General features: G+C 65.5%; 16 protein-coding genes. 5 read left to right on the top strand and 11 right to left on the bottom strand.

The genetic code is table 11. The features are described 5' to 3' along the window. Window positions 1-44 precede the first annotated feature (44 nt). Together ACIRQP_RS03910 and ACIRQP_RS03905 are read left to right on the top strand one after the other, a co-directional pair. Complete coding sequence (locus ACIRQP_RS03910; RefSeq protein WP_403882928.1) at window positions 45-671, top strand: TetR/AcrR family transcriptional regulator; 627 nt, start codon at window positions 45-47, stop codon at window positions 669-671. 609 nt (window positions 672-1,280) lie between these two features. Then, window positions 1,281-1,406 (top strand): hypothetical protein, encoded by a 126-nt coding sequence (locus ACIRQP_RS03905; protein WP_403882925.1) that lies wholly within the window; start codon window positions 1,281-1,283, stop codon window positions 1,404-1,406. Window positions 1,407-1,428: 22 nt separating this feature from the next. On the opposite strand, the gene ACIRQP_RS03900 is transcribed toward ACIRQP_RS03905, so the two are convergent. Continuing rightward, on the bottom strand, window positions 1,429-2,367 hold the full coding sequence (locus ACIRQP_RS03900) for a lysostaphin resistance A-like protein (RefSeq protein ID WP_403882922.1): 939 nt from the start codon (window positions 2,365-2,367) through the stop codon (window positions 1,429-1,431). A gap of 230 nt (window positions 2,368-2,597) precedes the next feature. After that, window positions 2,598-3,464, bottom strand: coding sequence for an aldo/keto reductase family oxidoreductase (locus ACIRQP_RS03895; RefSeq protein WP_403883289.1), 867 nt, complete (start codon window positions 3,462-3,464; stop codon window positions 2,598-2,600). Window positions 3,465-3,594: 130 nt separating this feature from the next. Between ACIRQP_RS03895 and ACIRQP_RS03890 the strand changes: the two genes are divergently transcribed. Beyond that, entirely contained in the window at window positions 3,595-4,038 is a 444-nt protein-coding gene (locus tag ACIRQP_RS03890) for a winged helix-turn-helix transcriptional regulator (RefSeq protein WP_403882919.1), read from the top strand. A 222-nt stretch (window positions 4,039-4,260) separates the two neighbouring features. Here ACIRQP_RS03890 and ACIRQP_RS03885 read toward each other — a convergent pair whose 3' ends face one another. The 9 genes from ACIRQP_RS03885 to ACIRQP_RS03845 all read right to left on the bottom strand — a co-directional run bounded on the left by ACIRQP_RS03885 (window position 4,261) and on the right by ACIRQP_RS03845 (window position 20,531). Beyond that, window positions 4,261-5,265 carry a methyltransferase gene (locus ACIRQP_RS03885; RefSeq protein WP_403882916.1) on the bottom strand — a complete coding sequence of 335 codons (1,005 nt, stop codon included), beginning with the start codon at window positions 5,263-5,265 and terminating at the stop codon, window positions 4,261-4,263. A gap of 68 nt (window positions 5,266-5,333) precedes the next feature. Next, window positions 5,334-6,845, bottom strand: coding sequence for a tetratricopeptide repeat protein (locus ACIRQP_RS03880; RefSeq protein ID WP_403882913.1), 1,512 nt, complete (start codon window positions 6,843-6,845; stop codon window positions 5,334-5,336). Between the two features lie 510 nt (window positions 6,846-7,355). Continuing rightward, window positions 7,356-9,482, bottom strand: a complete 2,127-nt coding sequence (gene brxL / locus ACIRQP_RS03875) for a BREX system Lon protease-like protein BrxL (protein WP_403882910.1) — start codon at window positions 9,480-9,482, stop codon at window positions 7,356-7,358. A 13-nt stretch (window positions 9,483-9,495) separates the two neighbouring features. Continuing rightward, window positions 9,496-11,991, bottom strand: coding sequence for a BREX-1 system phosphatase PglZ type A (pglZ, locus tag ACIRQP_RS03870; protein WP_403882908.1), 2,496 nt, complete (start codon window positions 11,989-11,991; stop codon window positions 9,496-9,498). Further along, the gene (gene pglX / locus ACIRQP_RS03865; RefSeq protein WP_403882905.1) at window positions 11,984-15,517 is read right to left on the bottom strand and encodes a BREX-1 system adenine-specific DNA-methyltransferase PglX; all 3,534 of its coding nucleotides are present in this window, start codon (window positions 15,515-15,517) and stop codon (window positions 11,984-11,986) included. The genes pglZ and pglX overlap by 8 nt, the downstream gene beginning before the upstream one ends. Further along, the gene (brxC, locus tag ACIRQP_RS03860; RefSeq protein WP_403882902.1) at window positions 15,517-19,008 is read right to left on the bottom strand and encodes a BREX system P-loop protein BrxC; all 3,492 of its coding nucleotides are present in this window, start codon (window positions 19,006-19,008) and stop codon (window positions 15,517-15,519) included. Before brxC ends, pglX begins: the two co-directional genes overlap by 1 nt. A gap of 4 nt (window positions 19,009-19,012) precedes the next feature. Next, complete coding sequence (locus tag ACIRQP_RS03855) at window positions 19,013-19,612, bottom strand: DUF1788 domain-containing protein (RefSeq protein ID WP_403882900.1); 600 nt, start codon at window positions 19,610-19,612, stop codon at window positions 19,013-19,015. Next, a complete protein-coding gene (locus ACIRQP_RS03850; RefSeq protein ID WP_403882897.1) occupies window positions 19,609-20,238 on the bottom strand; it encodes a DUF1819 family protein in 630 nt (209 codons plus the stop codon). The genes ACIRQP_RS03855 and ACIRQP_RS03850 overlap by 4 nt, the downstream gene beginning before the upstream one ends. A gap of 104 nt (window positions 20,239-20,342) precedes the next feature. Then, window positions 20,343-20,531, bottom strand: coding sequence for a helix-turn-helix domain-containing protein (locus ACIRQP_RS03845; RefSeq protein ID WP_403882894.1), 189 nt, complete (start codon window positions 20,529-20,531; stop codon window positions 20,343-20,345). A gap of 372 nt (window positions 20,532-20,903) precedes the next feature. Here ACIRQP_RS03845 and ACIRQP_RS03840 point away from each other — a divergent pair, with 372 nt between their 5' ends. Next, window positions 20,904-21,578: an HAD family hydrolase gene (locus tag ACIRQP_RS03840; protein ID WP_403882891.1), complete on the top strand. Its 675-nt coding sequence runs from the start codon at window positions 20,904-20,906 to the stop codon at window positions 21,576-21,578. Next, complete coding sequence (locus ACIRQP_RS03835; protein ID WP_403882888.1) at window positions 21,575-22,432, top strand: DUF1932 domain-containing protein; 858 nt, start codon at window positions 21,575-21,577, stop codon at window positions 22,430-22,432. The genes ACIRQP_RS03840 and ACIRQP_RS03835 overlap by 4 nt, the downstream gene beginning before the upstream one ends.

Genomic DNA, 22,432 nt, shown 5'->3' with positions numbered 1-22,432 from the left:
AGAGCGGGGTGAGGGGCTCCACAACCGACCGGACGGAGTGAGTCATGGCAGCTACCGCCAGAAGGCCGAGCAGGGTGGCGAAACTGCCGCCTCGTGAGCGCATCCTCGACGCGGCGGAAGAGCTCTTCCAAAGCGAGGGGATCCGTCGGGTGGGCGTCCAGGCGATCGCCGAGAGGGCCGAGACCACCAAGGTGGCGATCTACCGGCACTTCGAAACCAAGGACGCGCTGGTCGCGGAGTGGCTGCGGATCGTCGCCGCCGACTACCAGGCGGCCTTCGACCGGGTCGAGGCCGAATACCCCGGCCGTCCCAGGGAACAGATCCTGGGCATAGCCCGCTTCATCGTCGAGGGGTTGCCGGCGATCTCGCACCGGGGCTGCCCTTTCATCAACTCCATCGCCGAGCTGCCCGACCGCTCACATCCCGCACGGCAAGTGATCGAGAAGCACAAGGCCCACCAGACCCGCAGACTGGTCGGCATGTGCACCGAGGCCGGGCTGCCCGACCCCGAGCAGGCCGCGGCCGAGATCACCTTCGTACTCGAAGGCGCGCAGGTCAGCACGCAGAACGGAAGCATCGATCGGGCGGGGGATCGAGTGATGAGAATCGTCGAGGGGCTCATGGATCAGCACCACTCCCCCCTCGGCGCATCCGGGGCGACTACCGACTGACCGCCCCGCGCCCGCGTCCCCGATACCGAGAACCAGGTGCGCGTTCGCCCTGAGCGACGCCCCTGCGGGGCGTATCCGATGAAGACGTGGGTGCGGGCCGTGGTGGCGGTCTCAGTGTGGTTCCGCAGGGGTGCGTCGGTTCTCCGTCTTGGAGCCCGACCGGTTCCGGCCCGGACGCTTGACGGGGTCCGGGCAAACCTGAACCGCCGCTGGAGCAGCGGCGGTCAGGGGTACCTTCCGAGCTCAGCGCGACGCCGAAGCGCCTGCCGCCGCCTGGTAGGGCATGCAGACGGCGTTCGCTACCGCAGTGCTCCCCGCAAGCAGAACAACGGACAGCGCAAATCCGCCCAGAACTACCCTCGCACGTATCACTCAGCAACTCCTGAATCCATAACCCGGGCTTCTCGATCGGGAACAGTACTGGCCTGGGTATGGCTATACAAACTGACGAACCGTCAATTTCGTTGCCCCTGCCGGAATGGGAGCAACCATGATCCGGATTCACCCCCGGACGCGCCCCTGACCAGCACGAAATCTACCCGGGTAGCACCACTGACCGTCCGGATAACCAGACGGTCCATGGCCGGCAAGGAGGTAGACCATTCCGGCTTGCAGCGCTTCGTACCGGAGGCCGTGGAACCTCTCCCCGTCCCTCGTACGATCGTGCAGCTGCCGGACGGGACGCACGCCTCCATCGATCCGCACGCCCTTCCCGGGCAGCAGCGGACGCCGTAGGTCCCGGGTACGGCTCGCCACCTCAGGCGGGGGAGTTCACCGGCCTGTCGTCTCGCACGTGTCGCTCGACGGTGGAATCTGCCCGGACCGGCGGTTCCGTACGGCGGTCGCGCTGTGTGGCGAGGAGCGTGATCGCGAGAACGATCTGTACGGCCAGGATGAATGCCTGTGTAAGAGGTGATTCGACGGTCAGCACCGCCATCGTCGCGTTGAAACCGAGGTGGACCGCGATGGATGCCGCGACCCCGGCTTGTTCGTAGGCGTAACCGGTCAGCAGGGCCACCGGTATGACGCTGAGCGAGAACATCAGGCCGCTCAGGCTGAGCAGACCGAATTCGGCCTGGACGGTTCCTTCGATGAAGAACAGTGGCAGATGCCATACCGCCCAGACAGCACCCAGCACCAGGCCGGTTCGGAGACGGCCCATGGAGGCACGCAGGCGCGGATACGCCGTGCCGCGCCAGCCGGGCTCCTCGGCCAGTGGACCGGCGATCAGCATGCTGATGAAGAACGGGACGATTCCGCCGGCGGTCGAGATCAGTTCCCTGCCCTCGGTCAGGCTCACCCCCGCACCGCCCAGGAGGTCCGCGAGCAGCGCGCCGCCCGCCACGCTCGCCGATGCCAGGACCAGCAGGGGCAGTGCCCAGAACAGCCGTGCGCCCTGCCGGAACCGCACCGTACGCGCGGGCACGGGTTCCCCGCGGCGGGTGCGGCGCACCCGGACCGCGATCGCGCCGAACACCGGGCCGAAGCCACCGAGCAGAAAGGGCACGGCGGTGGGGGAACTCGTGGGTGATCCGCCGAGTGCGATCGCGGTCAGCCAGAACGCCCAGGTCGTCGCGAAGGTGACGGCGAAGAAGAGAGCGAGCCCGCCCGGTCGGCCGTGGATGTCGTCGACCTCGGCCTGTCGCGGCCCCTCGCCGCTCCCGGTGGTTCCGCTGCCGCTCTTCCGGTGGAACATGTACGCCGTCCCTTCTCCTGGGCGCACCCTGCGCCATGTCCATGACGCTACGGATCCTGACGGCTCGGCACACGGGGCGTACGGACCGGCTGCGGGGGTGGTGCTGGGTACACCCCGTTGTGATCTTCGCGGTCCTCGGTCGGCACAGGCTCATACAGGCCGGGAAGGGCGTTGGGGACCAGCGGTACGGCCGTCGGTCCCCCGACGCGTGGCCCCCGCCGGGTGCCGCCCTAGGTCCTGTCCAGCTCGGCGAGCTCCTCGTCGGAGAGCGAGAGCCCAGCGCCGGCGACGTTCTCGCGCAGGTGCTGCGCTGACGAGGTGCCAGGAATGAGCAGGATATTCGGCGACCGCCGCAGCAGCCAGGCCAGGGCGACGGACATCGGCGTCGCATCCCGCCGGGCGGCTACGGTCGAGAGCGCCGCGGACTGTAGTGGGCTGAAGCCGCCGAGCGGGAAGAAGGGCACGTAGGCGACGCCCTCCTCGGCGAGAATGTCGATCAGCTTGTCGTCTTGGCGGTACGCGAGGTTGTACATGTTCTGCACGCACACGATCGGCGCGATCGCCTGTGCCTCGGCGACCTGTTCCGCCGTCGCGTTGCTCACGCCGAGGTGCCGGATCAGCCCCTGCTGCTGGAGTTCGACGAGCGTCTCGAACGGCTCGGCGAGCGAGCCGGGTTGGGGGCCCTGGGCGTCGCCGAGCCGCAGGTTGACCAGGTCGAGCACATCGAGGCCGAGGGTGTCGAGGTTCTCGTGGACGGAGCGGCGCACGTCTTCCGGCTCCCGGGCCGGGGGCCAGCCGCCCTGCTGGTCCCGGGTCGCGCCGACCTTGGTCACGATGCGCAGCGATTCGGGGTACGGGTGCAGCGCCTCACGGATCAACTGGTTGGTGACGTGCGGCCCGTAGGCGTCGCTGGTGTCGATATGGGTGATTCCGAGGTCGACGGCCTCGCGGAGGACGGCGAGTGCGCTGTCGTGATCGGCGGGCGGGCCCATGACCCCGGGGCCGGCGAGCTGCATAGCACCGTAGCCGAACCGAGTGACGGTCAGGTCGCCCAGGGTCCAGGTGCCGCCGTGAAGCGAAGCGGAGAGCGTGCTCATACCTCTGCCTTTCGTGTTGAGCCGGGTGGTGGTGCCCAACGGCTCCTTGCATCAGTATGGGTAGGTAACTTCCCAGCAGGAAGTAGGCACCTCGAAGTGCGTAAGTCACTCACGGTTGAAGGAGCGGTCGATGGCAACCACGACGGCGGCCCAGAAGAAGGCACAGGTCAAGGCGGAATATGACGCTTTCCTGGCGGCATGCCCAAGCCGCAAGCTGCTCGACCGGATCTCCGACAAATGGGTCACGCTGGTCCTGGCCGCGCTGGGCAGCGACGGCTCGCATCAGTTCGGCGCCGACTGCGCCGGTGAGCCCCGGTCGATGCGCTTTTCAGAACTGTCCCGCCTGCTGGCCGGCGTCAGCCAGAAGATGCTGACTCAGACGCTGCGCTCCTTGGAACGTGACGGTCTCGTCACCCGCACAGTGGTGCCGACCGTGCCCGTCACGGTCTCCTACGAGCTGACCGACCTCGGTCTCTCACTGCACCGGATGATGCGGGGCCTCAAGACCTGGGCCGAGACGCACATGGACGACGTACTCGCCAACCGCACGACGTACGACACCCGCGGCACCTGAACCAGGTCCACGCCACGAACGGGGGGCCGGCGATCGTTGTCCGAATTCCAAGGTCAACCCAAAAGGAAACCCCAGGTCAGAGGTTTGACCTGGGGTTTACCGTGGAGCCGCCTTCGGGATTCGAACCCGAGACCTACGTATGACGAGACCGTGAGCGTTCGTGCCACGTGGTGCCCGGTTGTGGGGTCCGGTCCGCCGGGCACGGTCCGAAGTCAACTCCGGTTAAACGGACGCTTCGATGATCGAGAAGACGGTCGGGGTGGGCACGACGCGGTCGAGGGTGAACCCGGCCCGTTCCAGCAGCGTGCGATACTCCGGCTCGGTCCGCTCCCGGCCCGGCAGCATGCCGAGCATGGTCAGATCCACCATCTTCATCATGTGGGGCGTGTCGCCGGGCGGGATCACGCCCTCCAGTACCAGCAGGCGGGTGCCCGGGTTCGCGGCCTTCCGGATCGACTCCAGGATGCGTACGGAGGTCTCGTCGTCCCAGTCGTGCAGGATGAAGCTGAGTACGTAGACGTCGGCCGCGGGCACCGACTCGAAGAAATCACCGGCCGTGAACGTGATCCGGTCGTCCAGGCCCCGCTCCGCGAGGTGCGAGGTGGCCGCCGGCTCGACCGCCGGGAGATCGAGGATGACGCCCGTACGCTCCGGCCGGTCCGCGATCAGTTGCGCCAGCACCGAACCGTCCGCGCCGCCGATGTCCGCCACCATCTGGCCGGCGGGAAGCTCGTACCCGTCGAATACACCCTCCCGCAGCGCACCGGTCACATTCGCCATCGCGCGGCTCATGAGCGCCGACCGCGCCGGGTCCTCGGACAGCCACTCGAACATCGGCTTGCCGAAGTACCGCGTCGCGCCCGGCACGCCGGTCCGGACCGTCTCCAGCAGGCCGCCGAACGGGCCGTAGTGCGTCTCCATCCACAGCGCGGCGGCGCCCTCCAGCGACGCCGGATGGTTGCGGGACAGCAGTGCGCCCAGCGGCGTGGTGGCCACCCGATCGCCCTCGCTGCGGAACACGCCGATCATGGTCAGCGTGCGGATCAACCGACCGAGCGGGTCCGCGGACACTCCGCTGCGCTCCGCGAGGTCGGCGACGGTAAGGGGACCGTCGTCCAGCATCGTGCAGACGTCCAGCTTCGCGACGACGTAGAGCGCCTGCGAGACCTGGAAGCCGCCGAGCAGCTGGGTCATCACGATGGCGGGCGGCGGGGTGGGTACGGACATGGGCGGTCGGTCCTTCCGGTAAGAGAACGGTTGCGCACCATTCTCGGAGCGGCCGGTTCCCGTACCGTTCATGTCCGGTAGACGGCCAGTCCCCTGCTGATCGCCGCCGCTCTCGGGTCGTCGGTCTCTCCCGCCACCGCCACCGCCAGCGCCCGCCGGTAGGCCGCGTCGGCCCGGTCGTGCCGCCCCGCGTCGCCGTGCATGTCGCCCAGCGCGCGCAGTGCGACCGCGGCGGAAGCGTGCGCGCCGAGCCGGAGGTAGATCTCCGCCGAGTGGGTGAAGCTCCGCTCCGCCGCCTCGTGGTCGCCGAGCCCGGCCTGCGCGCTGCCGAGTGTGTGCCAGGTGTCGGCCAGCGAGTACGGCCCGAGGCCGTCGCCGAGCGCGAGCGCCGCCTCCGCGTGCGCGAGCGCGGGGCCGAACCGGCCGAGCCGGACCTCGGACCAGCTCACCGAGTTGAGCGTCGAGGCCCGGTGACTCGCATCGGTGCCGGGCGGATACATGTCCAGCAAGCGTTCCGCCAGATCGAGTTGCGGCTCGTGCTCACCCGCGCAGTCCAGGACCCAGATTTCGAAGCGGTACGTTTCCGCCAGGAACTCCCGCGCCCCCGCCGCCTCGAAAGCCTCGGCCGCCCGCCGGAGCTGCTCACGGGCCGCGGAGTATCGCCCCAGGTTCGACTCCATGAGCGCCAGCCCACGCCGGGAGTGCGCCTCCGCGAGCGGGTCCCCCAGACGTCGCGCCGCCGCCAACCCGAGCTGCTGCGACGTCTGCAGGTGGTGCCAGAGGCCGTGCCGGCTGAAGAAGTCGCGCAACGCCCAGGCCAGCCGCCACGAGTGCCCGTCGAACCCCTCCCGGTGGGCGACGTCGTGCGCGGCCAGCAGTGCCGGGTGCTCGTCGGCGAACCACATGGCGGCGTCCGGCAAGGGTGTCGAGACCACCACGCGCGGCAGCGCGGGCGGGAGCGCGATCCTCGGCCGGGCTGTGAAGACGGACGTCATCGCCTCCCACGCGGTGTGCAGATAGTGGTCGAGCAGCCGGTGCACGGCCTCCCGGCGCTCCTGATCGCCGGGCCACGGCAGCCCGGCGGCGAACGCGCGGACCAGGTCGTGCGCGGCGAACCGGCCCGGCCGGTGCTCGACCAGCAGCGCTGCCGCGACCAGCGCGCGCACCAGCGCGCGGGTGTGCGGCTCCGGCAACGCCAGCATGCTCGCCGCCGCCGCGACGCTCATGTCCGGGCCGGGGTGGGCGCCGAGGACGCGCAGCGCGGCGGCGGCCTCCGGTTCGAGCGCGCGGTACGACCAGGAAAGGACCGCGCGCACATCGTCGGCGCCGCCGAAGGCGTCCAGCGTGCCGTGCGCCTCGCGCAGTTCGGCGGCGATCGCGGACAGCGGCAGGTACTCCTGTGCCACGGCCCGCGCCGCGACCACGGCCAGCGCCAGCGGAAGGCCGCCGGTACAGGCGACGATCTCGCGGGCGGCGACCGGCTCGGCGCGTGTCCGGTGCGTACCGACCCGCGCCGCGAGCAGGGCCAGCGCTTCCTCAAAGAAAAAACCCCGGGTCAGGGACCTGACCTGGGGTTTCACTGAGCCGCCTTCGGGATTCGAACCCGAGACCTACGCATTACGAGGGCATGCATGATCGTGACGGGTGGTTATCCGTGATCATGCTCGGTCCGGTTTTTCCTGGTCAGAGACTTGCCGGTCTCGCTGACATGCCGCTCAATCCAACGGGTACTGTCCCGTCCGCTCACGCATCGTTCACGCAACCATGCCCTTCGCGCGAGGTCAGGAGTCTGCATTGAGCCGCCACTGCATCTCCTCGATGCGGCGTCGTGTCGACTCCGCCGAGGCCGTCGTCAAGCGCGTCCCGCGAGCCCCACGCGCCATCCGATCGGCGATCGAGCAGCGGGCGACACCGCGCCCACCCCCCGTCGGCGCTCCGCCCGCGGGCACCCGCGAGTGCACGTGTAGTGCCGCCGAAGGGAAAGCCCCCCGCATAGCCGAGTAACAGCCGCTGCCGAGCGCCTTCGGTGTTGTCGACGTGGCATCGCCTGCCCTCTCCGCCATGCCTTCGGACGAGTGGCTTCACCTCAATCACTGGCCCGCACGGATGTAGGTCACGCTGAACGCTTTGACCTGGCGGTACTCCTGACGCCTGGTCGCAAGGTCGAACGCGTCACCGGTGACGAACTGGAAGATGTCGAGACCGCGGCCGAGCAAGATCTTCCAGCCAGTGTCGGTGACGATCGAGCGGTCATGGATCGTGTCGTCGAACGAGACATCGAAATTGATGCCGCCAGCTGCTGCGCCCTGCTTGACCTTGAGGAGGAACTCAAGCTGCTTACGGACCTTGTCCTCGCCCCCATCGTTCTCTGAGGTTACGAGCTTGATGTTGACTTCGTCGGCGGCGTCCTTGGCGGAGGCGATCTCCTCGATGAGTTCCATGAGGTTGCGTGCCTGGTGGAACTGACGAATGTAGGGGTCGACGATGGTGATCTGCCCGGCTCCGCGCAGGTACGGGCCGAGCAGCGTGCCGAACGAGATACCGCGCTGGTTCTCCTGGAACTCACGATGCCCTTCGAACAGTGGAGCCTCAGATACCTGCACACGCTCGTTCGTGGTCCCGTCGTGCCGGGTGGACCTCACAACGTCCGCCCTGGGTTCCGCGGCATCGGAGCTCTCGCAGCGGTAGTACGCCGGGTATTCGTCCTCCTCCAACGTCGAGACCGGGTGCCAGGAGCCGTTCCTGTCCAGGTATCCGAACTTGACGTCGGCCATCGTCGAATCGATCCGCAGGATCTGGTCCTTGACGCGCTTGCGCCCCTCGATCGCGAACCGCAGGATCTCCTCGATCTCCTCGGGCGCAGCTTCCCCGTGCGGGTAGAGGATCTTCATCAGCCCGGAGAACGTCTTGTGGATCCCGTCGCGGTCACGCGTCGAGATGTCCGACGAGAGCGAGAAGTGCTGCTGGTAGCGGTCCGAGTAGTCCTGGGAGCGCATCGACTTGAGCACTTCGGCAATGTAGTCGACGACGAACCCGTAGCCATCCGAGAACATCTCTCCGCGGATGATGTCGACCTCCCACCCAGGGATGTAGCAGTGCAGCCGGTCGAGGTAGGCGGAGTCGTGGTAACTCTCGGGCAGTTCGTCGAACAGGTCGGAGTGCTTGAGCATGTACGGGACGGTGTGGGAGGTGTTGCCGACGAACACCATCGACGCCTCAGCTCCGAGGGTCTCGACACCGCGGGAGAACGACTTGTTGGCCATGTAGTTCTTCATGATGTCGACGAGCGCCCGGTCGGTGCGCTTCTTCTTGCCGGCGAACTCATCGAACGCGACGACGTCCCAGTAGCCGACCAAGCCGATGCGTCCGTTGGCGTTGTTGACGAACAGCTTCGGCACTGTGACCTCGCCACCGGAGATGAGCATGCCGTGGGGCGAAAATTCCGAGAAGATATGTGACTTACCAGTGCCCTTGGGACCAAGCTCGACGAGGTTGTAGTTGCGCTCCACAAACGGGACGAGCCGCACGAGCTGGATGAGCTTGGCCCTGCTCCCGAGCAACTCGGGATTGAACCCGATGGACTGCACAAGCAGGTCGATCCACTCGTCGGTGGTGAACTCGCGCCGAGCCGCCAGGTACCCCTCGATGTCGAAGTTCGACAACTGGATAGGCTTGATCGACCCCAGGATCCACGGCACGACCCGCGGGTCGGCACTGTGGAAGTACTCGATGTCGCAGATGCACCAGACTCCTCCGACGAGCAACTTCGGGTGCGCCTTGATCGTGGCGGACTCGACAAGCACACCCTTGATGCCGAGGTTGGCGAACTCGGCCTGGTAGACGTCGTCCTTCTCGTTGAGGGTAGCCGTGACCTTATCGATGATCCGGTGCCGCCCGCGCTCGCGGATCGTGGACTTCACCAACTCGGACTGGTTCCGGTGCACATAGTGGTCGGCAAGGATCTTACGTACCGTGTCGATGCCTGCCTGGATGGTGGCCTCGTCGTCGGAGGCCGCGTACTGCCCGAGCAGATACTCCAACACGTAGGAGGGCACGATGGCGTTGCCCTTGACGGCCTTGACCAAGTCCTTGCGCACGACGGCGCCCGAGAAGAGCCGGTTGATTTTGCGGTCCAGCTCGCTCGGCCTGGGAGCTGCATCGGTCGGCGCGTCTGGGCCGACCGGTTCCTCCGGGCTGGCCTCACTCACTTCGCTCATAGCCGCACCCTTCCTAGAAGTCGAAGTCCGAGGCGAATGAGCGCTTCAGCGTGTACATCGCCTTGCCGTAGACGCGCCACTGGTTCGTGTTGGGGATCAGTTCCTCCAGACGGAACTCGACTGCCCGGTTGTTGTAGTCGTTCGCATCTTGGCTGAGCAGCATGACGGCACTCTGATACCGATCGCGCCGGTCGGCCGATTCCTGGTTGAACACCAGCGGGGCATGGTTAGAGATGAGGGCCTCGCCGACGTACAGGCCGGCTCGCAGGGCGCGTGGCTGGACCTTCTCGCTGACCGGCTCGGTCTGGAAGAGTTTGACAACCAGCTGACCGGTGGTGATCTTGTCCGACTCGGGCAGGATTTCGATGTTGACCAGCCGAGTGTCACTCTTGCGCTTCTTGTTGATGGCGAGCACCGGCACGACGATCTCCTGGAGGGCCGCGCCGCCGTGCACGAACCTCGCACCGGAGCCTTTCAGCCTCAGCCGGTGGATCGACTTGGGAATCTGCACCTCGTAGTCGCTGTCGAGCCCGAGCTGCGCAGAGGTGTACGTCTTAAACGCCGGGTCAGGTTTCAGCCCTGTGCCCAGCACATAGCGACGCGCCTGCACGGCGATGTTGTCGCCCTGCGGTGCGACGGACAGGTAACCCGCCTCGTCGAGCGCGGAGTCCTGGAAGAGAAAGCCGTGGTCGGCGGTCACGAAGATGTTGGTGGCGTCGGCGCTCGCGAGGCGCTTGACCAGGTCGACGAGCTCCTCCAACGTCTTTTCGGCAGCCTCGAAAACCTGCCGCTCGGTGCCCTGCTTGTCGCCGGTCGCGTCAATACGGTTGTGGTAGACATACAACACTTGGTGCTGCCGGTACAGCTCACGAATCTCGTCGCGGGTCATGCCGAGCAGGTCTTCGGCAGGAACCGCCGTGCCCCGCACACCGGCGAGGATCTTGCTGCGATTGTCAGTCCCCGCTGACTGCTGGCCGTCCACGGCGACGCGATCACCCTTGCCGGAATGTCCGATCGTGGTGTGCGGCAAGAGCGCGGCCATCCCGAGCTGGGTATAGCTCGGCAGGACGCCCAGAACGGCATCAAGGGTCGCGTCGAAACGGTCTTCCTGGCGGATACGCGAACCGAGCTCGTCGGCAACCTCGTAGCGCAGGGCGTCGGAAATAATGACGACGGCCTTACGCCGGCCATCCCGCGTGATGGGCTTGACGTGGTCGGCGAAGAACGAGGTCTGCGGCCGGAGCACAGCGGAACGCCACCGGTCGACGCCATCGACGTGCTGCTGCCATGCGGCGCCCAGGGTGTACAGGAACTTGTTCGCATAGAACGACTCCACCTGCGCCCGCAGTCCCTCCAGCGGTCCGGCGTGCTCGGCGGTGCGGGCCGCATAGGCGAACTGCCGGTAGAGCTGATCGACACGGAACCAGTCGTTCCGATAACGGTCCAGGCCCTCGTCGAACGACTGCATCGACAGGTCGAGCACGCTGAGCGCGTTCAGCAGGTCGGAGGCGCTACCGATCGCGGAGTACAGCTTGCGGTACCCGTCGATCCAGAAGCTGTTCTGCCGACTGCGGATGACCTCGGTGACCTCACGGGCTGCGACGGTGCGCTCGGCGACGGCACGCGCAAGATCACTGATGATCTTCTGGTCGACTTCCTCGAACAGGTCGTTGCCCAGCAGGTCCCGGAAGCCTGTCTCCTCAATCGTGCTCGCGTAGTCCAGGTCGCGAGCTACACGAGTCGCGAGCGTGGTCATCGCCTGCTGGCTGCGGACGTCGTAGCGCAGGCTGGCGAAGTCGAGCTGGATGTTCCGCAGTCCGCCCGGCCGTTCGGACATGAACCCGGCGGCGGCCTGCCGAAACATCCACAGCACGAAGTCGTCGATGCTCGGACTCTGCGACGTGTAGCCGTAGATCGAGGCGACGCCCCGCCAGTGGAAGTCGTCAAGGCCGTACTCGACGAGGGTGCCGTACTTTTCATCCGCACCGTCGGCGTTCTCGGCCAGCAAGGTGCGGGTGATCTCCAGGAGACTGTGCTCACGCTGCCCGAGCAGCACAGCCACCATCTTGGCCTGCAACACCTGCGTGTCATCATCCGCGTGAAGCAGCCCCTTGAGGACCCGCACCCGCTTCGCTGCCTGGAAGAACTTCTCGTGGTCTTGCGCAACCTCGCCAACACCGTCGGCAGCGAGCCCGAGTTCCTGCTGTACCAGCGAGGCCCGGTCCGCGGTGAACACCCCGTAGGCCAGCTCCAGGTCGAGCATCCAGTTGCCGATCCCCGTCGGCACGGCACCCGAACGGTAGACAAGGAACTTCGAGTCGGGATCCTTCTGCAGGAGCCTGTACTTGACCGCGTACTCGTCATTGGCGACACGTACGATCTCGACGCCTTCCAAGCCGAGCGAGTCGAGGTCAGCGGCGTACTCGCCCTCGGGGTCGTGCCAGAACACCACTCGGTGCGTCTCAAAGCGACGCTCCAGGTGGGACAGGACGGCGGATGTCTCAGCCATTGCTTGCCTCAAGACCGGGGATCTTCTTCAGAGCAGCACCGAGCTTCGGGTAGTTCGCCTTCACGCCGTCATCAAGGTCGATCTGCACTTGCTGGGTCGCCAGCGGATAGAGCACGTCGTGCTCATACTCGTCGAGTTCGAGCAACACCTTGCGCAGACGGTCGAGCTCCTTCTGCGCGGCAGCCTTCTCCCTCGGCGTGCCCGTCCCGACGGAGAGACGCTCGTGGTGCTGGCGGCTGGCCTCCAACTTCGCCTTGTACTCGCGCAGGTACTCGTTCAGTACAGTCGAGGCGGTCGACGGCGTGTAGCGGTGCATGTAGATGAGGGCGTTGAACGATCCCTTGGAGCTGGAGAATAGCCAGTAGATCGGCCGCTTCTTGTACCGCTGAACGTGGTCTTTGTAGAACGACTTCACGAAGTAGTCGCGCACGTCCTTGACACCGAGCGACTGGGTGACGAAGAGCAGGTTCTCCTCGAAGTGCTGATCACCGAACGACGCCCGGAGGAACTGCCGGAACCGCGCCACGATGTCGCCTTCGAACCAGTCGCCGTCAACGATCGGAATGACGTTGTCCGTTTCGCACTCGAAGCTCGGCGAAGGAACTTTGGCGAGATAGTCCTGTACGGTCGCACCTTGCTCAGCCAGGACCAGACCTGGTACGTCGAGGCCGTAGCGGCCGAACATGCATCCCACCGCGTAGAAGATGAGGCCCTTCACGGCGTCCTGCTCGAACAGCGCCTCGCGCTGCTCATCCGCCTTCCCTGAATATTTGAACGCAACGTTCTGGGTCAGAGTCACTCGATCCAGGGGGACGTCGCATCGCACCGAGTCTTCGAGGCCATACAGCTTTGCAACCAGCTGGTTGTTGGACTCTTCGAGCGAGCGCTGCTGCCGCGAGAGCGTGTCGCAGTGCCGACGATAGGCATCGAGCGCCGTCGAAACCCTACCGTCGGTGCACCGATCGACGATCGGAGACTTCATGAAGTTCCAAGAGGTCTCGAATGCGTCCCAGTCCGCCTTGGAGTTCTCTACGAGCTGGTCGATGGTGGACTCGCCGCCGGCGTTCATCGATGCCCCGATGATGGGCAGGCTGCCGACGTCCTCGGCCACGAACGACATCGTCGGCGACTTCGCTTCGAGCAGCAGCTGCATCAACGAGGAGTTGCAGATCCCCATCAGGAAATCCTCTGGCTGCGCCTGCCCCGATCCCACAAAGATCGACTTGGCCGCGGATCCGAGGACGAAGCCCTCCTGATATCTGCGGAACGCCGGAGATCCCGATGAGATCTTCGACCAAGAGACACAGGAGCGGAAGTAGAACTGCGGACTGCGTACGGTCGAGTTAGGCCGCTCGGCCAGAATCTCCTCTCCGCCGTTCCTCCAGTTGATCAGATGCTCTTGATTTCCATACCACCTGCGGAAATCGCCACCCTTGTTGAAAGGGAACCACTTGGCCTTGCTCGCTCGCGCAGCCGCAGGGCTGTCTGCGGCAAGCTCGCACGAGCGCATGGACACTTCCCACCACAGTCGCACGAAGCGATTCGCGTCTGAACTCGAGAGCCCCTCACGCAACTCGGCAACCTCACCGAGAGGACGACCCTGCGTAAACGCATCGCGGACGGAATCCGTCAGCCAGTAGACCACGGGGCTGCCAGGGATCTGGGAGAAGCTTTCACAGGAGCTCCAGAAGAGATCCGGTCGCGCGCCACCGTCACCTCCGGCGGCGATCTTCCGCAGGACTGCCGACTTTTCAGCCTCGTTCCTGCCGTCCACGAGGCGCATGTAAGAGCCTACGGCCTTCGGCGACCTTCCAACCTGCAGGACAAATGCGGCAGTGGAAACAACCGCACCGCCGATCGTGTCGAAGGCGCGCTCACCAAGATGGGCCATGGAGGACGGAGGTGCCGTGTGGAGGATGTTCTGCCGAAGCCTCTCGAACGAGGCCAGGAACATCCACGACTGCATGGTGATCATGGCCGTACAGCCCCCGGCACGCGTCAGCTGGAGGCAACGCTTCATGAACATCGCGAACAGGTCGGCCTTGGTGGAGGTGTACTGGTCGCGCGCGAATTCAGACAGGAGGGGCCCCATGTTCCCGGAGCCCATGTACGGAGGATTCGCGATGACGACCGCGTACTGACGCGCGAGGAATTCGGCCTGCACAACAGCGCGCCGGGCCTGATCGACCATGCTCAACTGAATGAGATCGGCCCCAGCCGGCCGATGCTCAAGAACCTGCCCGAGCCGCGTCGTCAGGCTGATGTCGGGCCGGATGAGCGACCCGAAGGCGTCGGCGTTCTCGAACTGGTTCCAGAACGCCTCCTCCTCGGAGCGATCACCGCCATCGGTGACGAGCGCGTACAGTTCGTCCGGTGTGAACGAGATGGATTCGAGCACGCAGATGTTCGGTTCGATCTGCCTGTTGAAGAAAGTGCGTTGGCGTGCGCGGCCCTTCATCGTGAGCGCGAAGGCGGCCAGCGCGCCGGCGCGAGGGTCGATCTCGGTCCCGTAGAGGTTGCGGGTAAGGATGAGCTCCGGAATATCGGACGGTGCGTAGCCCTCTTCCTCGTAGATGGCGTAGAGCAGGTCGAACGCGTAAGTGAGCATGTGGCCGGAGCCGCACGCAGGGTCGATGATCTTCAGCTCCTCGGGGCTGGAGACCTTGAGGTAGTCGGTTTCCTCGTCGGCCGGGGCGATGTAGTAGTCCATCTGGTCGGCGAGCTGCGAGGTAGGCCGATTGAGCAGCCAGAGCCGTCCGAGGGAGTTCTCAACGAGGTAGCGGACGATCCAGTGTGGGGTGAAGAGCTGGGTAGCGGCCGGGATCTCGGCAGCGCCAGCCTTCTTGTTCTGCTTGAACCCGGCGAAGACCTCGTCCTTACGCTCGGAGATGTAGAACTGGTACAGCCAGCCGATCACCTCAACGTCTTGGCAGACGTCCTCGGTGAGTACGGTGACAACGCGGGCTAGCACGGAGTCGTCTGCGAGCAGATTCGCGGGGATGAGTAGCTCGGTGTAGTCGCCCTCGCGCTCAAACATGAACGGCATGGAGCGGTTCCAGTGACGGCAGTACTCCGCGAGCAGCAGCGAGTATGCCTCGCCTTGCGGGTCGTCGCTGCGGCGCGTGCCATTGAGCAAGGTCGTCACGGTCTCGACGGTGCGCTTGTTGGTGACGACCGTGCTGTCGATGTTCCCGCGCTTGGCTTCGGCAAGGATCTCCGGCTGGCCGGCCTCGCGGCCTCGTTCGGGTGAGACGACGCTGACGCCGGTGTAGCCATTGGCGTCCATGAATCGCAGCGCGATGATGCGGTTGAACCAGGTGTAGGCAACCTTGTCCGCTACGGCGGCGCGGCCTCTGTCACCGCCGCCAGCCGCATTGACGGCCTTCTCCAGTGCCGCGACGGCGGTGCGTTGCTCGACGTGCTCGGGCGAGGCGGGAGCGAGCACGATGGAGATGCGGGCCGCTACCTCGCGGATGAGTGCGGCGCGTGCCCAGGCAGCGAAGGACTTGAGCGAAGCGGTTTCCATCAGAGTGTGATTCGCTTTCCGGCGTTGAGTGTGGACAGCAGGGCACTACGGAGTGCGTCGAGGTACCGGTCGACGTCCTCGGCAGTCTCCAGCACGCCGTGGGCACCCGGCACAGTGATGGTCTTGACCGAGACCATCTGCTTGGCCGGCGCGAGTGCGGGATCGTCGGTGCCGCCCTCGGGGCGGGCGGAAGAGACGAGCTGATCAAGCAACGCGGGGTAGGTCTCCTCCTCGAAGCTGTTACCCTGCTCGCGAATGAGCCCGATCTGCCTCTCCCTACCGACTCGGTCGACGACTTGGGCGACCGCGCGAACGACCCTCTGCTGCGCGTCCTCGGTGGCGTTCTCGAAGTAAGCGCTGCCAAGCACCTCGGCCTTTCGTGCCTCAATGGCCTCAATCACCGTGGCACGGTTGGTCGCGAGCGCTTCGTCGACCTGCTTGCCGAGCGCCTCCGCGACTTGCTTGAGCTGCGTCATGCGATTGCCGCGGAACGCATTGGGGTCTTCGAGCAGCCGCTTCACCTCGGCGTCGCTGCCGGCGGGCAGGTAGCCGAGGTTGTTCGAGCTCGCCGTGAGCAAGATGGCGGCTTCGTCGTAGATGGCGCGCTGGCCTCCATTGAGGAACGACTGGATCGGGTCGATCACAGATTCCTTGGCATCGAGCAGCTCGTCGCCAAGGCTGAACTCGGTTAGGTACCACTCGTCGGGCTTGTCGACGACCTTTTCGAGCAGCGCGATCGGGGCGGCCAGCTGCTCCACGAACGGGTACTTCGACCCGTTCACCCGCGCCTTCAGCTCGTCGAGCTTGCCGCGCAGCTTGTCGCTGCCGTGCCGGGCCAGCTCCAGGGGGTCCTTCGGCGCGGACGCTGCCTCGTCGAAGAAGTCGGTGCAGAACTTACGGAGTGCCGTGACCTTGCGCCCGTCGAAGACCTTCTGCGGAGCGACCACCGCGTGCGAGTGCTTCTGCGTGTTGCGCAGCACCACCGCGACCTCAGTGCGCTTCAAGGCGTTTCCGTCGACGATGGCCGTGAGCTTCGAGGCGCCGACAAGCCACGCGATGACGACCTCGATCGAGGCGAGGTCCCAGCCGTAGGGCTTCGCCTGGAACGCACTCGCGATCGTCTTGACGGTCACCTGCTCACCGAGCCGGTCACGTTGCAGAACGAACGAGAGCACCTCTTCGCCCGGGGTGGCGAGCTGGGACAGCGACGGATCGTCGAACATGCCCGACGGATCGGGGTTGGCGAACGTGGCGACCTGCTGCTCGCTGTAGGTGATCCCACCGAGCAGTTTGAGCTGGGTGTAGGTACGGCTGACAAGGTCTTGGAACCCGTCGGTCACACGGGTGACGGCGTCCTGAGATGTGGAGGCCACGTCGGCGGCACTGATGACGAGCTCTGCCTTGCCGACGGCCCGGCGGATGCGCGCGACAAGCTCCTTCTCGCGCTCACCGTTCTGTGTCGCCTTGGAGCGCAGGATCTGGTCCTGGATCGCTGAGAGCGAGGTCGTCTGCTTGCGTTTGGTGTACTTCTCGGTCTTGATGAGCAGCCGCAGGTCGGACAAGGCACGCTCGTCGGGTTCCAGGATGACGCGCAGCTCGTCCTTGCCGGCGCTGTGCATCCGAATCTCTTCGGGGCCGTACGGGTACTCGGGGGTGATGAAGTGAACCGTCAGCTCGCGCTGCTGCCCGTACACCTGGTCGTCGAGCTTGTAGCCGAACGCGAAGTCCTGGCCGTTCTTGGCATACCGCAACTTGCTGGTGCGGATGACTTCACCCGAGAGGATCTTGGACAGGCGACCGCTGACCTCCGAGGCGTCGATGTCGACGTTCTTGATCTCTTCCTCGATGACCTGTTCTTCGTTGGTCAAGTACTCGTAGACGTTGCCGTTACGCTGCACGTACGTCTGCGTCTCCAGCAGCGTCAGGGCCTCCTGTACCTGCTTGGACAGCACGGGCAGGTCAAGCCCGAACCGGTCGTAGACCAGCACGGTCAGGTTGCGCAGGGTCGCGTGGAAGCCCTCGACGTACTTGACCAGGAACAGCGCTTTGAGCAGGCGCACTGCAAGCGGGTTGTCGAGGTTGCGCTCGGCGACGTCGATCGAGCGCTGCGCTGCAGACTTCAGAGAGGCGCGGATACCCGCGAACATGTGGTCGAACGTCGCGAGCCTGCCGACCTCGACATCACCGACGTCCTTGGCGACCTGCTGCACGACACCAAGCATGGAACGCTCGCCGACCGAACTGTTGCGACCCTCGAACACGTTGTGGTCCGAGATGCCTTCTATCGCCGCCTGGAAGAGCGGGAACTGGTAGCTGACGAACGGGTAGGTGCCGACAAAGTGCGCCTCGTCGGTGTAGTTGCGGTAGGTCTTCGCGCCGTCAACGAAGTCAAACAGCGTTTTGAAGTTCGCGTGCTGCTCGGCGTACACCGTCACCAGCGCAGACTGACCCGCCTCGCTTTTCTCCAGCAGTCGCTTGCGGATGACTTCCTCGACGTCAGCGCTGGTGAGCTTCACTCGGGTCCTGAATCGCGCCTGGATCTTGGAGAAGTCATTGCCCTGTTGCTTGGTGCGGTCGCCGACGACCTTGTCCATGTCCTCCTGGGAGGTGACGAACACCCACGCCCGCCCTTGACACTTGGTGTTCAGGGACTCGGCGATCGTCTGGAGGTTCAGCATCAGGTGCGTGTTCGATCCGATGAACTGGCCGACCTCGTCCACGAAGAAGTTCAGCCGGAAACCTTCCTCCTGCTTGTCGACCCACGCCTTGACCTCACCGGCAAAGTCCTCAATCGACACCGAGTACTCGTTGCGGTACTTCGTCAGGATATTGGTCGGCGCCCCCTCGGTCTGACCAGTGACCATGGCGTACGCCTTGGCCACATTGGCCTCTTCGAGCACACCCTCCTCGCGGCCATGCACCCAGTCGCGGCCCGCGATCTGCGCGTACGCAGCCTTGAACTGCTCGTACTGGCCACGGTTGTCCAGGTCCCGCTCGAATCGAGCCACGTGGCCCTGGTTGCCGAAGTAGCCGCGGCTCTCATCGAAAACCTTGACGAACACCTTCAGTAGCGCGTCGGTCTGGTCCTTCGCAACGATCGTGGCCTTCTGATCGATGTTGAACAGCAGGCTCTTGGCAGGGGTGCGATCAGACTTGGTCAGCAGAGCCGGGAGAAACGCGCCTTGCGCTTTGGACCGGAAGCTCTCGGAGACGCGCTCGCGCGGGAAGTCCTGCCCGTCCACGTCACCGAGCAGGTGGGCGAGCATCTTGAGCAAGTGGGATTTACCAGAGCCGAAGAAGCCCGAGATCCACACGCCGTTCGCGTTGGTGTAGTTCGTGTACGCCTCAAGCAGGAGTTCGAGGCCCTTGGCCGCCTCATTGGTCAGGACGTACTCATCAACCTCGGTGCCCAGGTGCGCGGTGTCGTCAGCCTTGATGACGCCCTCGATCGGACGCTGGACGTCCTTGGCGAAGATCTCGTTCAGCTTCATCGAGTCAAGCCCCCTGTTCCAAGATGTCCTTGGCTCGGTAGTACTGGTCGTCTTTCAGTCGCCCGAACAGCACGAGCGAGGACCCCAACGTGTCGGACTGCTCGTAGCGGCCAGGGAAGAACATGAGCATCGGCTTGCCCGTCACGACACTCTGCAAGTTGTTCAGCACGTTGTGTGACCGGATGTACGGGAACACCTCACCGATGCCGGTGAGGAAGAGGACATCGAAGTCGCCCTCGGCGAGCTTGGCGCGGATCGCGGGTGCCAGGTGAAGCTGGGGGTCGAGCATTCCCTGGAGCAACTCGCGGAAGTCGGCCTTGTCTTGCTCGGGCTCGAGGGCGAGCAGGCGGTCCCAGACCCCGCGCTCTTTGAGCATCCCCACCGACAGGTCGTAGAGATTGATCTCACGGACGTCGATCCCCTCATTGGCCAGTCGATTCTTGATGCGCTTCTTGGACCCCGCGATGGCGAGAGCATCCTCGGGTGCGTAGTGGTAGATGAAGAACGGCACCTCATTACTCAGGCCCTCCATCTGAAGGAACCGCTTGCCGCTGAGCACCTCAAACAGATGCTCTTCCTGCTTGGACAACTCGGTCGGCGTCACCGCTCGGGCCTTCCTGTAGCGTCAACGTTGGTCGGGAAGAACCGCAGATCGCTCGGGGAACCTTTAGACAAGGCGCTGGCGACCCGCCGCGAGAGCACGGCCCGAGACAGGCGCCCGCGGTCGGCGAACAGACCGGCCTCGTCAAGCATCCGGAATACGTTCGAGCGCAGCTTGCGCAGCGTCGAGTCCTTGACTTCAGCTAGCTCGGTGTGCCACAGAGCCTTACCGCGCACGAATCTGTCGAAGTCCTCGTACGTGAGCGTGGGTGTCAACAGTAGAAATCGCTCGCGCACCACCTCTTCAGCGAACTCGCCGATCAGGTCATAGCGACGGCAGGCAGCCGCCCACAGCAGGTGTCCGCGCTCGGCGGCCGTGGCGTCGACGAGTAGCTCGATCTCGCCGCCGGTGAGCACGGCGAGCCTCTGAGTGACTTCACGGGCGAAGCGCTGCCCCGACGCGACCGTACGAGCTTGCAACAGGTTGCCCTGCTCGATCACCACACGTGTCTTCGCCCAGTCATGCTCGCACAGGTACAACGGCGCGACGATGAGTGCCTCGCGCATGAGGAGAGCGCCGCTGGTGAAGGAGAGCGCATAGCGCGATGCATAGGCATTCTCTTCCGCCACGGGGGGCACCTCCTCCTTTCGGGAACCAGGCAAGTCTTTCAGGATACGGCGCCCCACCGACACACCCCTTGCGTCAGTGGGCGGACCGCCAGGTCAACCCAGTCCTAGGTACCGCTCGATGAAGCGGCACCACCGCTGCGCACCCACTCATCGACTTCGCTGGTCTGAAACTTCCACAGGCGGCCGAGCTTGTGGGCCGGCATACCCTTCTCGGCAATCCACCCGTAGATCGTGTCTTTCGTGACGCCGAGATGGGCGGCGATGTCATCCGCGGACAGCCACGGTTCAGTCACGGTGGAAGCTCCAGTCGTCTGTCAGCGCGAGCGCATCGGGCACGCGGATTCTACCGGTCCCTGCAGCGACCCACGCCCGGTTTAGCAGGGTTTAGCCAGACCAAACCGCACCACTCAGCGTCTTGACCGGTCCAGTACCGGGCAAGAGGGGTATAGACCCTCCACTCCTGGTTGGCGACGATGCTGTGCAGCGTGGGTGGTGTACCGCGTGGTGCATCGCTCGGGTGCCGATCTCCGCGACTGCCAGTTCCGCCAACATCGGCGAAACCGGTCGGATCTTCGTCCGACGCCGGCTGAGCGTTGTGATCGCCATACGGGTGCGGTCGAAGGCTCAGGTGCAGAGCTTGACCCTCGCGCCTTATGGTGCGGCATGTGCAGCTGCCTCTGGTTCTCTTCGACCTCGACAACACCCTCGTGGACCGGCGGGGAACGCTCGCCGGGTGGGCCGCAGAGTTCGCCGCCCAGCACGGCCTGGAGGACGAAGATCAGGCGAACGTCCTAGACATGGTGGCCGAGCGGGCCTATCCGTCCACCTTTGACGTGATCCGCGGCCGGTACCGGCTGGCCATGTCGACTGCAGAGCTGTGGCGCGCGTACTGCACCGACATCGCGGCCTTGGTGTCGTGCCGAGCCACGGTCCTCGACGGCCTTGACGAGCTACGCGCGGCCGGCTGGCGAGTGGGGGTGGCGACCAACGGTGCGGCGGATATCCAGCACGCCAAGCTGCGGGCCACCGGTATCTCCGAGCGCGTGGACGGCGTCTTCGTCTCCGAGGAGGCCGACGCGCGCAAACCACAGACCCGGCACTTCGCCCTGGCGGCGGCCCGCTGCGGCACCGTGCTGGGCGACGGTAGCTGGATGGTCGGGGACAACCCGGTCAACGACATCGGCGGCGGACGCTCCGCAGGGCTGCACACCATCTGGATCGGCAACGGCCGCTCCTGGCCTCCTGACGATCCCGGGCCGGACCACATGGTGCCGCATGCACGCGCCGCCATCGACGTGCTGCTTTGGCACTCCGCCGACCACATAAGGACAACGGCATGACGCACACCGTTGGGTTGTTGCACCCCGGCAGCATGGGAGCCGCCTTCGGAGCCCAGCTGCGCGCAAGCGGCCACATCGTGCTGTGGTGCCCCGACGGACGCAGCGACACAACCCGCCGCCGGGCCGAGCGCGCGGGCCTCGAAGCCGCAGCGCTGCCCGAGCTTGTCTCCCGCTCCGATGTGCTGCTCTCCCTGTGCCCTCCCGCCGCAGCGGAGGAGACCGCCGGCCAAGTAGCCGAGCTCGGCATGTCCGAAGCGGGCACGATCTATGTCGATGCGAACGCCGTCTCGCCGTCGCGCGTGGTGAATATCGCCGACCGCCTGGCCCCGATGCCGGTCATCGATGCAGCGGTGGTCGGATCGCCTCCGGCGGGCGGCAAGTCCCCGACGCTCTACCTTTCCGGCGCCGTCGAGCAGGCCGACCGGATCGCCGAACTTTTCGCCGGCACCGATGTGCGGACCCACGTCCTGGGCGACAGCATCGGCAAAGCCTCCGCACTCAAGCTCGCGTACTCCAGCTACCAGAAGGTCTCCCGAGTGCTGGCTGCCGTGGCCTACGGGGCGGCGGACACGTACGGGGTCGCGGACGAGCTGCTGGTGATCGCGGCCAAGCGCACCCGCAGCTACCTCGTGGAGACCGACTACATCCCCAAGACCGCCGCCCGCGCCTGGCGTTGGGGCCCAGAGCTTGAGGACGCGGCGGCCCTTCTCGCCGACGCCGGGTTGCCGGACTTTCTTATGCACGCGGCTGCCGCGACGCTTGCCCGGTGGGAGGGGAACAGAGACGAGCGGCTGGATATCGCTGAGGCCCTGGAAGCTCTGCGCCTTGAGCGGGACCTGGACAACCCGAGTTAA

This window comes from Streptomyces sp. NPDC102274, from assembly GCF_044766385.1.
Taxonomy (GTDB): Bacteria; Actinomycetota; Actinomycetes; order Streptomycetales; family Streptomycetaceae; genus Streptomyces.
Note: the sequence above shows the minus strand (reverse complement) of the source record. Positions and strands in the feature narration are given on the sequence as shown.

Bases quoted from the DNA above. Each gene is read 5' to 3' on its own strand.
- ACIRQP_RS03910 (WP_403882928.1), top strand. From the start codon at position 45: ATGGCAGCTACCGCCAGAAGGCCGAGCAGGGTGGCGAAACTGCCGCCT.
- ACIRQP_RS03900 (WP_403882922.1), bottom strand. From the start codon at position 2,367: ATGTTCCACCGGAAGAGCGGCAGCGGAACCACCGGGAGCGGCGAGGGG.
- ACIRQP_RS03895 (WP_403883289.1), bottom strand. From the start codon at position 3,464: ATGAGCACGCTCTCCGCTTCGCTTCACGGCGGCACCTGGACCCTGGGC.
- ACIRQP_RS03890 (WP_403882919.1), top strand. From the start codon at position 3,595: ATGGCAACCACGACGGCGGCCCAGAAGAAGGCACAGGTCAAGGCGGAA.
- ACIRQP_RS03885 (WP_403882916.1), bottom strand. From the start codon at position 5,265: ATGTCCGTACCCACCCCGCCGCCCGCCATCGTGATGACCCAGCTGCTC.
- brxL (WP_403882910.1), bottom strand. From the start codon at position 9,482: ATGAGCGAAGTGAGTGAGGCCAGCCCGGAGGAACCGGTCGGCCCAGAC.
- pglZ (WP_403882908.1), bottom strand. From the start codon at position 11,991: ATGGCTGAGACATCCGCCGTCCTGTCCCACCTGGAGCGTCGCTTTGAG.
- pglX (WP_403882905.1), bottom strand. From the start codon at position 15,517: ATGGAAACCGCTTCGCTCAAGTCCTTCGCTGCCTGGGCACGCGCCGCA.
- brxC (WP_403882902.1), bottom strand. From the start codon at position 19,008: ATGAAGCTGAACGAGATCTTCGCCAAGGACGTCCAGCGTCCGATCGAG.
- ACIRQP_RS03835 (WP_403882888.1), top strand. From the start codon at position 21,575: ATGACGCACACCGTTGGGTTGTTGCACCCCGGCAGCATGGGAGCCGCC.